The organism is Bacteroides timonensis, from assembly GCF_000513195.1.
GTDB classification, from domain to species: Bacteria; Bacteroidota; Bacteroidia; order Bacteroidales; family Bacteroidaceae; genus Bacteroides; species Bacteroides timonensis.
The window spans coordinates 17163-29840 of record NZ_CBVI010000112.1; the positions used below are offsets into that span (position 1 = coordinate 17163).

The window sequence follows — 12678 nt, forward strand, 5'->3', positions numbered from 1 at the left end:
ATTGATGAAAAGGATTTTCCTATCTCTTCCCGGACTTTTAAATTAACTTCTCTTCAAGCGAAAGTAAAAAAACACATCCAGCCCGGACTTATAAGCCTTTAAATAGGAATCATCTCTTCAACATAGATTTTATATCCACATTCGTCAGATTGCCGGATTTCATAAGGTTTTTCTAAATTCATTACAAACCATCCCCTATAAAACATCTTGTAACATGACTTAATGAGCATCAAGAGCTTATCTTTCACTTTGTCGTCCTCATCGTCTATACCGGAGGTATTGCCAGCATCTTTTACTGATATACAAAATAAATGTATTCTCTTTTTCATTGTTTTGTTTTTTGTAGTTAGTTTGACGGAACAACTCTCTGAGAAATTACCTAAAGAAAATACCATATTAATTCCTTTAGTGGCAGTTTATATTCAAAGGAACCCAGTTTTTCCATCATCTGTAATTCGCCAACCAATTCACCCTGCATAATTTCCAGCGAGTAATAATAAGTGACATACAGCTTATCAACCACCCCCTGAACATCGGTAGAAGCATAAACCCGTATCATCATTTCGGAAGTCGGATTGGTCATGGCACAACATGAATGTCCACCTATAACAGCATATGAAGGGATATAATGATATATAAGGATCAAACTCCTTTCTTCCTCAAATATATCTATCACGTGTTCCAAGGGAAGAGGTTCCGCCAGTGTATATACATACATAACCGCATCTCCACTTACCTCACTTATTGACGGAGTAGATTTATCAAACAGTTCAGGCATTGTTAGTTTCGCTATGTTTTCAAACTCCATTCTTTTCATCAATTTCTTCATCTCTTTTTATTATGGATTCGACTTTGAAGAGATTTTTTCGAGTGTCTCACATGCAACATTCATTTTCTCAAAGATGCAGGAGAGTCCTTCGGAATCTTCTTCGATTACTTTACTTGAATATTGGTTGATAGGCGATAACGATATACTTATATCATCATCGAATATCCGGCGATCCAATTTTTCCATCCATTCCTTAATCTGATCTACTATGTTCTTAGATTAGAGATATTTGCAAACTCATTCTTTCTACTTTCGTTCCCGGCACTCATTTTGCGTGGCATCTGCACGCATACGGTCAATTTCTTCCCGCATGAAACTACCAGATTGTTCAATACGGATTTCTCCGGAATTTCCAGAACCTTCATCCAATGCTTTAACAGTCAGCAATCCGTCCTTGTCCAAATCAAACAAAATCTTAATACGCGGTTCTCCGGCCTTGGCAGGAGAGAGTCCACTCAGAGTGAAAGTTCCAATCAGTTTATTTGTTTTCGCAAAATATCCTTCTCCTTGAAGAATTTGTATCGTTACAACTTCCTGAAAATCTTCAGTTGTAGTAAAATAGTCGTGGCGGCTTATCGGTATTGTTTCATTTGCATGAATTATGGGTGACATTACTCCGTTTTCTGTCTGTACACCTAATGTCAAAGGAGTAACATCCATCAATATTACACTCTCAAATTCCTTATTCAACAATGCTCCCTCCCATGCGGCCCCCATAGCTACAATTTCATCGGGATTGACGCAATGCGAAGGTTCCAGTCCAAAATACTGCCGGACCATTCTTTTTATAACCGGCATACGAGTTGAGCCACCAACCAAGAGGATCCGGTCAATCTCAGATAAAGATATACCAGCATCGCTAACAGCTTTCTCACAAGGCAGGTAACATTGGGCAACAAGCGGCTCAACAAGTTGCTCGAATTTCTCTCGGGTCAATGTATGTTGCAGGTGGAGGGGGACATTACCAGATGCGACTATATACGGAATCTTAATTTCTACAAAGTCACTTGAAGAGAGTTCTATCTTTGCTTGTTCAGCAGCCTCTCTTACACGTTGCAACGCTTCCGGAAAAAGCCAAAGTTCTACTCCATGCTTTTTATAGAAATCCCCCATCAGCCAATCCATAATCACCTTGTCAAAATCATCTCCACCCAAATGTGAGTTACCACCGGTAGCCATCACCTCATAAAACCCCGCATCACAGTCCAGAATAGAAATATCAAAAGTACCTCCCCCCAGGTCAAACACAGCAATCTTACCTGGCGTACCATCTTGTATGCCATAAGCTAGTGCTGCAGCTGTCGGTTCATTCAAGATACGCCTTACATTTAGATTGGCAATATGGCCCGCTTCTTTCGTAGCCAATCGCTGTTTCTCTGTAAAATAAGCCGGTACTGTTATAACCGCATCCGTCACTTCCTGCCCCAGATGCTCTTCAGCAATCCTCTTAATATTACAAAGGATATGTGCCGATATTTCCTGTGGTGTATAATCTTTATTTCCAATCGGGAACGCGACTCCACCATTATCTGTTACCTTGACAGGATATGGCATTTGGTTCCCCATGGCTTTTATATCCTTATAAGATTCTCCCATAAACCGCTTGACAGAGAAGACTGTTTGCTTCGGATTAACAATTGCTTGTCTTCTGGCAGAATCTCCCACCTTGATGCCCATAGAGGTAAAAGCAACAACTGATGGAGTTGTCCTTTTGCCTTCGTTGTTTGGCAAAACAACAACCTGGTTTCCCTCGTACAGAGCAACACACGAATTTGTCGTACCTAAATCAATACCTATAATTTTCTTCATCAGCTACTTACTTTTTAATGGTTCATCACAAAAGCTATATACTCTTTAATAAGTTTATTAGATAGGCTATCAATGTTTGAGACTGAAACTAATTGTTTACATTCCATTGTATGAATAGCTTTGGATATTTTTCCACTCATTTCCAAAAGTTGACCATACTGACCGGAAGTCCGCATAGCGAGCGCAAGCCAGTTGAAATCTGCATAAGGATTAAGAAGCATGGAAACCGTCAGCATAGCTTACCGCTTTGTTTGTAAAATTCCCTGATCAAGAGATAACAGGCAGGCAGTTGCATTCTGAATAAGCCTCCGGTTCGTTCGAACAGCCATATAAATGGAAATCTCATTCCAATCAAGGGAATATTTACGTATATCGGCAGCCATTCGCGCAAGTAAATTCTCCGTTGAATGAATAATCGGCATCATATCATGCGAAGAGTATTCATAAAGATTACACAAAAACAGACGATAGTAGTAATCTTCTTCCTTCAGAAAGGACATAATATCTTCTCGCGTCCTGAACCCATTCTGCGACCATCCTCCAAGCATATTTTTATAACCGCTTAATACCTGTTTAGCCTTTTTAAGCTGAACAGGATTCGAATCCATTCCATTAAAATAGAGTTCACCCTCATGCTGAAAATACAGTTGTTTTTGATTCAAGCACAATAATGGAAAACCATACTGGATTTTTACCAGATCGTCCAAGCCACAGACTTGTCCATCTATAATATGATTAACAGTTCGGTGGACACGGCTGCCTATCTGGGAACATCTTACTATATCATTCGTGTGCTCCTCTAAAGTATCTCTGAAGATAAACCAAAGTACTGTGTCTTCAAGGGATTTCCATCTGTTTAAAAGTTCCGGTAATTTCTTAAAAGAACATTTTTCATCACCTTCAATAGAGTCCAGAAACCCTTCATATCTGGCAAAAGCGTCGTTTTTATCAGATAACGGACTTCGCTTTGCATTGAAAGAACAAGAAGAAAAGACCAAAACAGCAAACTGAAATATTACTAAAATAGATAATATAGAAGAATAACCAGAGTACGAATAATTAGTCTTATCTATTCCGATTAAATGAAGATTGATTCTGTATCGAGTGATATATCGTACTTAATATTGTACTATATCAAATATACTACTTGTAAAAGGGCAAAAAGCCCCCCAAAAGCCAATGAAGCACCTAAAGGATTTCATACTATTTATTTAATAATTTATTGTTTCTATTGGCTTATGAATAGAGAGGGTAGAGAGGCCCGATATATCCGTATATAAGGTCTATCAGTCAAGATATCAATGGATTTATAGAATCCAATATTGCTGTTTATATGTGTGAAATGTAGATAACTTTGCATCATCGTTTTAAATTGGATGGCAAATGTAGGGATATTATTACAAAAGTAATTAATTCTACGTACTCTTTAATGAATTTTAGTTTTTATACTTCATATCGTACTTCATTTATCGTACTTGTTTATTTTCTCGTTATCAATGCATTATTATATTTATCTAAGTACTATTTATATTATAATACATAATACTGATATTGGCCATTCTTCAATAATAACGATAGCTATAACAGCTTCTTGGTACTAACCAGAAGAAATAAATAGTATAAAGTAGATATATAGTATCATAATTAGTACCATTTTATTCAAGTTGTACATTAAAGTTAATGAAGTACTATTTTATAGTACGATTATTTGTATTTTCATTTTAAATCGTACCTTTGCAACTCAAACCTCGAAAATTAATAGTTATGTCAAAAGTTGGTTATATTATGCTTAGTAGCACGAACGACCGTCAAGAAGAAGATTTAAAATCTCTTGAAACCGTAGGTTGTAAGACCATTATCCAAGAAAGAGAAGAAGATGAAGTTAGCCGTCCCAAATGGCGGAAGTTAATGATTAGTTTGGATAGGAATGACACATTAGTCATCATCCAATTCCGAAATGCAGTAAGAGGTACCCGAGAACTTGCCACTCTACTTGATTTTTGCCGGGAGGCCAATATAAGAATCATTTCCCTGAGAGACCGAATTGACTCGGAAGATTTGATGTTTCCTGCTTCTACCGCCAATATATTCAATGTTATCGGACGACTTCCACAAGATATTTTCTCACTAAGGAAAGCGAGCTCCCGGTTGCAAACTTTAAGAAGGCGTTTCAGTGCTAAAGAGTCTCAAGAACGGAATAATAGAAATCAGCGTATCGTAGAACTTTATTTAGGTGGCTACTCTATAGACGAAATCCGCCAAGAAACAAATATACATAGTAAAGGCTCTCTTTATCGCATTCTAAAAGAGAAGGGCGTTGAAACAAACAGGCGCAACCAAAAGAAGAATTAATACTCAAAGAAAAAGCTTGGCTACAACAGCAAATAAAGCCAAAGCAAAAAATAATATAGGGTTAGTCTACGTAGTACTGTCCGGATTCGATTTATGTTGAAAGTCCTCACTACAACAACAACCGACAAATATAGCATTAATCCTGATACAGCGTAAATACGCAAGCCTAATCCTATTATCTGATATTCGATATAAAGTGAAGAGATTCCAATAAGAAATAAGGAGATATAAAAAAGATCTCTGCACGAGAAGAAATAATGATTCCAATTACGCGGTGAATATTTATGTAACTGTGCTACACTCTCGACAAAGAAGATGGTAGCAATAACCATGTACACAACATACGGACGTGGAAACAACGAGGTAATAAACATTCGAAAAATCATATATTCCCAGTATATTGCCAATATGATAACAAATGTTTCTGCAAAAATTAGGTGCAACCACCTAAGCCATGTCGGAGGTTCCACTTCTCTATCACGCATTCTTCGATCTATCGTGAAAAACATTAAAGGCCAAATAAAAACAAAAGCAAACATGCAACTATATAAGAAGAACTGCTTCAAAGATTCCTGATTACTGACAAATAGGGAAGCAATCACATAGGCAATAATTACCAAAAGGAGGAAGCCAGCCGCATAATAGAACCCCAAAAATAGATGTTTGGCCAAAGAATAGATGCGACTCGCAAAGGATTGTCGGCTACTGAAGACTAAGATAGCTATCCCCAAAAATAAACATAGACCCCATAAGACTTTTGGAGCGCCCAAAAGATAAAAGAGTACTAATAATATTGTATAAATAACTAATACACGCGTACCTCCCAAAGAGACCGAAGAGTATTCGATATTTAGGGCATTATAGCTGAGAATTAAAGGGAAACCAGCATATAGGTACAGGAAAGAGTCATAGAACAAATAAAAACAAAAAGAAAGTAAAAGACAAAGGAATTCTGGAAGAGATTCCTTAATAACGATATAAACGAATCTTATTACTGACTCTTTAAGTACACACAGTCTGCTTATCATATTGATGTTACCTTTTACCCAATAGCTATCCGGTTATTTTTAATAGTATGGCTACAAAAATAGGGTAGGGGAAACAAAATAAAAAAGAATCGTAATCAATCCTTGATAAAAGACTGATTTGATGAAAGTTAAATTATCATTCAATATAACAGAATCGTATTACGGCCGTAATATAAAATTAAGCTCCGCCACCTATTTAGAAAGGATAATCAATATAAACTAATCTGTATTTATCCTGAAAAGATTGTCGCCGTCTTGGTTCAAAATTCTGCCCGATAGAGAGCTGATAGTGACTCTCAAAAAATGATCTGATTAGAGAATCCTTATTAGGCAAGAAATACCCATTATCCAAAAGACCGACAATGAAAATAACAAGTGACCGGATATCCCGATGTCCATTTTTGTGCTTTATCACCCAATGTTGGGTTTCACTTAAATAACCATCCTGGCGAAGACGCTCTTCCAAAAGAAGGAATCTGTCATACTTTGTTTTATGAAAAATATTATCCGGCATTATACCAGGATGATCTTTCACAACATCCTCTTTTACTTTTACTGGATTTCCAACCATTATCTTCCTATAAGCGCCAAACATCAGATTCCAATAGGTATGCATTTTCTGTATTTCCTCAAAATGATTCTCGCAATAATGGGAGACTTGAAGCATATACTCATGTGCATTATCAAAAAGTTCAGACAATTTGGCTTTCTCATATCGATAGCTTTGGTTTAGCTCGCCGATTCTATCATCCAATAATCTTTGTTCTTGCTCGGAAATCCCCTGAAAGCCACAATAATCCAACTGTCCAGATATAAGTATACATTCCTTATCAAGCTCACCCACAATATTTGTTTGTAGTTGAATGGCATTCTCATAAAATGTTCCTTGCTGACGACAAATCTGGTCAGTATCGAGTTTTTGCCACAAAGTCGGAATGATATGATACAAATAAAGATTTCTTAGAACTTCATCTTCCAAGATCGAAAGAAGAAGCTCAAATTTATCTTTATCCGTATTCATAAATAGCCGAAGAATCATATTTTCTACAGCTTCAAAATTTTTGTAGGAGTTATAGTACTCGGTTATAAAGACTTGCTGTGGATAAGAGATTTCACCTTCTGCAATAATATTAACATAAATATTATTCAAATTACGGATTGCAGGTATATGTTCTGTGATCGAGAGTTCCATCATGAGGGATTTTCCTTCTTAAGCCTTTCTGCTTCTTCCGTATTTCCGAAAGCTATAGCATAGTCTATAGCTAATTTAAGAAACTTCGAATACTCCGGATGGTCTTTATCAACGCATACGACACCTTTTGTTCCCATATTCATTAATGTAGAATGTTCGGCAATAGCCAGACGATCCTCAATTGTCTCAATCTGCTTTGTCGTAATAAGTATAACATTATCATCCATAAATTATATACATCAGTCTTTTATTAGCAAAGGTAAATTAAATTATAGAATAATACCATATAGCATCTTCGAAATTCTTCAAAAAATCATTTATAACTCAGTCTATATCCTTTCATGATCTGCATAACTGTAGTAGCTTTCGTTTGACACAATTATATGGTCAGTTACAGAAATATCAACCTGAGCCGCCGCCTGGCAAAGCGTCTGAGTAATCCGATCATCATCTACACTCGGAGTGGTATTACCTGAAGGATGATTATGACATAAAACCAAACGAGTTGCCCTATATAATAAGGCTTCGCGAAGAACCACACGAACATCTATCGGTACTGAGGTATATCCTCCGCAGGAGATCCTAATTTTTCGGATTACCCCTGATGCATGGTTCAATAAGATAATCCAGCATTCTTCAGTCACCAGATCTTCCATTACCGGTTGCATAAGATAATAAATATCCTGGCTGCAATTTATGATGGGATGTAAACCAGCAACCGAACAGTTCCTCTTATAAAGTTCAATAGCAGCAAGTGCTATTTTCCTTTTTAAGGGTGGCATCTCTTCCAATATTTGCCGCATAGAAGTAATTTCTTCGTGCTTCTGAACGAAGTCCATATTTTCGGTTAACATATAGGCCAGCTCCTGATCCTCCATCAACCGATAACTCTCGTTTAACTCAAAAATTGTTTCTTTTTTCATTCGTTTTTTAATTTAATCGTTCAATGCCCTATTTTAAGCATTGGCTCTTAGGACTTTATTTTCGGCTTGAAGTAAGAGATAGCTAGAATAAGAGAAGTTTTGACCGACAAAATATCAAACGGAACGGCTAATATTTTATCGAGACAATGCGAAGCAAACAACTTCTCACTTTCGAGCTCTCAATTTATATTTGCCGATAAATAAAGTTCTAAGAGTAGTAGCCTTAGAAAATAAAAAAGGGGAAAAAATAAGTATAAAAGGAAAAACGTTGTTGATAAGTAAAAGAAAGACACCCATGTTAATACAAGCGAAGACCCATCAGGTTATTAGAAGAGTACTTAACATCACTAATATTAATAATGACTATACGAAGGTTGTTACCATTTATCCGGTAACAACCATTTCAACTTAAAATGTTCTATGAGAATCTCTTTATTTTATAGAAACAAAACATTCATCAATATATTTCCACCCTTTTGAACGCCATGAAAAATTTTCTGAACGTCGGGTAAAAACTTCAGCCTGCACCGTCATGTTGTCCGTAACAGATAGTATATATTTCCGTTCTCGGTCTAAAATAGGGGAATAAGTATTTCCTGTAAACAATCGAAAATCTTCTTCTGTTATTTCTCCTACAAAATTTATGGCTTGCCCTACTGCTGACGAACGCACCAATAGCAATTCTTTACCAAAGAGAGAGATCTGCATTGTTCCAGGATTTTCCTCCAACACCTTTAAACGCACTTCTGCACGTTCTTTATGAGAGGAGCCAACATATTCGTTTATTGAAATCAACTTGGCATCAATATACTTTGGATGTTTTTCATCTCGGTAAACTGCCTTATCCCCGTTTATTAGATCTTTTATCTGAGTCTTTGGGGTTACTTTTTTCTCTAATATCATCTTCTATTCTAAATATTGTAATTATTTTCTTTAGGCTTGGCAGGTATTTTGTTCGCTTAAACTAAAATTTTCAATTGAGAATGTAAAACAACTTTCTTTTGTGCAAAGATAGTATTTCTCAATATAATACGAATAAAACAAGCACAAAAATTGCCTTTCTATAAAACAGCTTTCTGCTTTATGAAATCTCCATTATAATTTAATGGAGTGTTCTATGAAAATTCATAGAACACCCATAAAGTTCACACATCCTTGAATTTTTTTAAATAACTTATTATTTGAGAAGTGTCATTTAGCTGTTTAGCAGGTGCACACTGTAATCCTTGATTATTTAAATATTTCACATAAATTAATCCCGATGCCGGATTAGGGACATAAATTACAATAAAGGCCCTTCCATCCACTAACAGTTTATAAAATCCCGTTGAAAGTCCAGCTTGGATAATGATATGCTCACCCGTCTCTTGACACAGATCTTGTACTATTGGCTCAATCACATTCATACGTATTAAACTTGAGATATTTTTGTGAATCGGGAGATAAGGTGTAATACCTAACCGTTGCCTACGCTTCTCTTGTTGAATCTCCGTCACTTTATTGCGAAGTATACGGCACAAATGTTGAATGTTCATGATTGCTACTTTTTAAATGATTAATATTGTTTCCCTGTAATAATAAATTGGAGAGAACGTTTATTTTTTCTGCTCACGAGTTACGTTATATTCCTGCTAAACTTTTTGATAAATACTCTTTTCGCTATCGAAAAGGAAGATTTATCTTTAAAGTCCATCGGGAGATTTTGCAGAGAATATGATAAATGTAACTTACTTTGCAGAAAAGAATAAACGAGATTTCTCCAGCTAAAGTCTAATAAGACAATTATAAGTCACCAGTCAAGATTAAAAGTGGTTGCTGTAGGAAAATTTAGATTATCAAAACTAAAATGTAAGCAGGCAATTAACTTTGCAGAATAAAATAGACGAATCCTGAGAGTTGATGCGGAATGTAACTTTTTTAAGATGACCGGAATGTGTTCTGCACGTTTTCGTACCTTTGTAGAGGAAGAAAGTATATGGCTATGAACAATATAATAAGAAGAATAAAAGAATACTATCCGGTTTCGGATGAGTCGTTGGAGCTGTTAAGAAGTTGTTTCAAACAGCATGTCTTTCCAGCTAACACTGTTATTATACAAGCCGGACGTCTGGACAGGCAGGTCTATTTCATAGAGAAAGGCATGACGCGCTCTTATATCCTGCATGACGGCAAGGAAATAACTACCTGGTTCTCGATAAAAGGGGACGTTACTTGCGGCTCCTGGGATTTATACCGTAACAAGGCAGGATTTGAATACGTGGAAACGGTGGAAGAGACAACGGCCTGTTCCATTTCCATAGAAAAGCTAAACGACCTGTATAAGTACCGGATAGATATCGCAAACTGGATGCGGGTGTTGCAGCAGGAAAATTTCCTCCGACTGCAAGATACCCATATTTCCCAACTGAATCTATCAGCCCGAGAACGCTACGAAAAATTGATAAAGGAATATCCCGATATCTTCAACCGGGTAAATTTAGGACATATCGCCTCTTTTTTGGGAATAGCCCAACCCTCCCTCAGTAGAATCAGGTCCAAATATTGAGTGATTTTTTTCACATAGGTTAAAATTAGAATGGGGGCCATTCCGTATTTTTGCACGAGATAGTGGTGTATATACGCAGACTATAATGAATAAAACATTAACTAAATCGGATCTGGAACAATGATAAAGAATCTTATATTTGACTTCGGGAAAGTCCTCGTGAACCACGATTTGCACGCTGTTCTTGAACACTATTTCAAGGAAGAGAAAGAGGCAATGGAGCGTTGCATGGCTATTTTAGCCTCTCCGGAATTTACCGAAGCTTGTGACCGTGGTATTATCCCATTAGATGAGCTGATAAGGGAGACGCAACGCAATAATCCTCTCTACTCTGACGCTCTCCGTTTTTTTCGTGACAATTATCTGGCAGAGGTAACAGAAATAGAGGGGATGAGGGAAGTGCTGAGTAAACTCAAAGCTAAAGGTTTCAGGCTCTACGGACTGAGTAACTGGTGCAGTGATGTCTATGAGGTGATATACAAATATGAGATTTTTAATTTGCTCGACGGACAGGTCATTTCGTGCGAAGAGCATCTGGTTAAACCGGAGAAGGAAATCTATCTGCGCTTATGTGAACGTTATGGTCTTGAACCGGCTGAATGCCTGTTCACCGATGACAGGATAGAAAATGTAGAGAGTGCGAAGTCGGTCGGTATGAATGCTGTGCTGTTTATCTCTCCGGAAAACTATGCTGCCGATGTGGAACGGATTTGTGCGGAATAATCTAATAACATGGTAACTGAAAGGAAGTATATGACAGAACTTGAAAAGTGCATGGCGGGCGAGTTTTACGATTGCCACGACAAAGTATTCATTGAAATGAAGTCTGTTGCAACACGATGGATGCAACGCTATAATGCTTTGCCTTATGAGCGGAGACCGGAACGTTATGCAATGCTCAGGGAATTGTTCGGTGGCATTGGCACGAATTGTTCCGTCAGGGATGAATTTATCTGTGGATTCGGATGCAATATCTATCTTGGTAATAATGTATCGATTAACTATCGCTGCACATTGATTGACTGCAATAAGATTACGATTGGCGACAACGTCCTGATCGCTCCCGGAGTCCAAATCAACACGGCATCCCATCCAGTCGAATGGGAAGAGCGTCGTAATCCCGAATTTCCGGATAATCCACAAGCTTACTTCTGTAAGACTTATGCAAAACCCGTGACCATCGGTAACGGCTGCTGGATAGGTGCCGGAGCAATCCTGCTCGGTGGTGTGACGCTCGGCGACAATGTTACCGTTGCCGCAGGAGCGGTAGTGACAAAATCATTTCCCGGAGACTGCCTGATTGGTGGTGTCCCCGCCAGAATAATTAAACGATTTGCAGAAAGAAGGTGATTTCTAAACGGTTATAAAGGGTTAGCTTCATTGCTTCTAGCTACCACACAACCGTCATTATTTGATAAAACAACGATCGGAACACCTCTCAAATTAGGTTGGAACACTCTTTCACAACTTGCATAGAAGTTGTTACAATCCACTATACCATACATTTATTTTATACTCTTCTTTTTCTGTTCTTTTTTATAGTATATACCACAATACCCCATACCCAGAATTGATTATCTTCTGTAACTTTTATCCTAGGGAATTCGGTATTAGAAGGCACGAGCCATACAATTTTTGCATTTTTATCTATCTCTACCCGCTTCAGAGTGAACTCTCCGTCAATATAGCAAACTGCCAAATCATTATTCTCTAAGTCGAGTGATTTGTCTATTACTAATATGTCTCCATCTGAAATGTTTTCATCCTTCATGGAGGTTCCTTTGACACGTCCTAAAAAAGTAGAAGCAGGATTTTTAATCAGTTCCTTGTTCAAATCCAGTGCCATTTCCATATAGTCCTGAGCAGGACTCGGGAAACCGGCTCTTATCCCCTCATCAGCAAAAGGTAAAAGTTGTTTACTCAACACATCTGCCTTATATAAGCTTAGCCACTTTTTCATACCCAATCATTTTCAAAAGTAACAAATTACCCGTTCATTT

General features: G+C 37.4%; 14 protein-coding genes and 1 pseudogene. 4 read left to right on the forward strand and 11 right to left on the reverse strand.

Annotated elements, in window-relative coordinates; translation table 11 throughout:
• Positions 1-98: 98 nt before the first annotated feature.
• From BN161_RS20685 to BN161_RS30175, 4 genes are all read right to left on the reverse strand, one after another.
• Positions 99-329, reverse strand: coding sequence for a hypothetical protein (locus BN161_RS20685; RefSeq protein WP_044269861.1), 231 nt, complete (start codon positions 327-329; stop codon positions 99-101).
• Between the two features lie 50 nt (positions 330-379).
• Positions 380-829: a hypothetical protein gene (locus BN161_RS20690; RefSeq protein WP_044269862.1), complete on the reverse strand. Its 450-nt coding sequence runs from the start codon at positions 827-829 to the stop codon at positions 380-382.
• Between the two features lie 246 nt (positions 830-1075).
• A complete protein-coding gene (gene dnaK, locus BN161_RS20695; RefSeq protein ID WP_074435177.1) occupies positions 1076-2638 on the reverse strand; it encodes a molecular chaperone DnaK in 1563 nt (520 codons plus the stop codon).
• Positions 2639-2877: 239 nt separating this feature from the next.
• On the reverse strand, positions 2878-3636 hold the full coding sequence (locus BN161_RS30175; protein ID WP_044269866.1) for a hypothetical protein: 759 nt from the start codon (positions 3634-3636) through the stop codon (positions 2878-2880).
• A gap of 766 nt (positions 3637-4402) precedes the next feature.
• On the opposite strand from BN161_RS30175, the gene BN161_RS20710 reads away from it, so the two are divergent.
• Entirely contained in the window at positions 4403-4990 is a 588-nt protein-coding gene (locus BN161_RS20710) for a recombinase family protein (RefSeq protein WP_044269868.1), read from the forward strand.
• Between the two features lie 1224 nt (positions 4991-6214).
• Here the strand turns inward: BN161_RS20710 and BN161_RS20720 are convergent.
• The 5 genes from BN161_RS20720 to BN161_RS20745 all read right to left on the reverse strand — a co-directional run bounded on the left by BN161_RS20720 (position 6215) and on the right by BN161_RS20745 (position 9668).
• A complete protein-coding gene (locus BN161_RS20720) occupies positions 6215-7213 on the reverse strand; it encodes a hypothetical protein (protein WP_044269872.1) in 999 nt (332 codons plus the stop codon).
• Positions 7210-7437: a hypothetical protein gene (locus BN161_RS20725; RefSeq protein ID WP_044269874.1), complete on the reverse strand. Its 228-nt coding sequence runs from the start codon at positions 7435-7437 to the stop codon at positions 7210-7212. The genes BN161_RS20720 and BN161_RS20725 overlap by 4 nt, the downstream gene beginning before the upstream one ends.
• Before the next feature lie 102 nt (positions 7438-7539).
• Positions 7540-8133 carry a JAB domain-containing protein gene (locus BN161_RS20730; protein WP_044269876.1) on the reverse strand — a complete coding sequence of 198 codons (594 nt, stop codon included), beginning with the start codon at positions 8131-8133 and terminating at the stop codon, positions 7540-7542.
• A 432-nt stretch (positions 8134-8565) separates the two neighbouring features.
• A complete protein-coding gene (locus tag BN161_RS20740; RefSeq protein WP_044269879.1) occupies positions 8566-9036 on the reverse strand; it encodes a hypothetical protein in 471 nt (156 codons plus the stop codon).
• Positions 9037-9278: 242 nt separating this feature from the next.
• Complete coding sequence (locus tag BN161_RS20745) at positions 9279-9668, reverse strand: hypothetical protein (protein WP_044269881.1); 390 nt, start codon at positions 9666-9668, stop codon at positions 9279-9281.
• Between the two features lie 446 nt (positions 9669-10114).
• Between BN161_RS20745 and BN161_RS20750 the strand changes: the two genes are divergently transcribed.
• The 3 genes from BN161_RS20750 to BN161_RS20760 all read left to right on the forward strand — a co-directional run bounded on the left by BN161_RS20750 (position 10115) and on the right by BN161_RS20760 (position 12028).
• Positions 10115-10678 carry a Crp/Fnr family transcriptional regulator gene (locus BN161_RS20750; RefSeq protein ID WP_044269932.1) on the forward strand — a complete coding sequence of 188 codons (564 nt, stop codon included), beginning with the start codon at positions 10115-10117 and terminating at the stop codon, positions 10676-10678.
• A gap of 120 nt (positions 10679-10798) precedes the next feature.
• Positions 10799-11401, forward strand: a complete 603-nt coding sequence (locus BN161_RS20755; protein ID WP_044269882.1) for an HAD family hydrolase — start codon at positions 10799-10801, stop codon at positions 11399-11401.
• Positions 11402-11431: 30 nt separating this feature from the next.
• A complete protein-coding gene (locus BN161_RS20760; protein WP_044269933.1) occupies positions 11432-12028 on the forward strand; it encodes a sugar O-acetyltransferase in 597 nt (198 codons plus the stop codon).
• A gap of 14 nt (positions 12029-12042) precedes the next feature.
• Here BN161_RS20760 and BN161_RS28865 read toward each other — a convergent pair.
• Positions 12043-12183: pseudogene (locus tag BN161_RS28865) on the reverse strand (Y-family DNA polymerase); the annotation flags it as partial.
• A gap of 5 nt (positions 12184-12188) precedes the next feature.
• Positions 12189-12638 carry a LexA family protein gene (locus BN161_RS20765; RefSeq protein WP_044269883.1) on the reverse strand — a complete coding sequence of 150 codons (450 nt, stop codon included), beginning with the start codon at positions 12636-12638 and terminating at the stop codon, positions 12189-12191.
• Positions 12639-12678 lie beyond the last annotated feature (40 nt).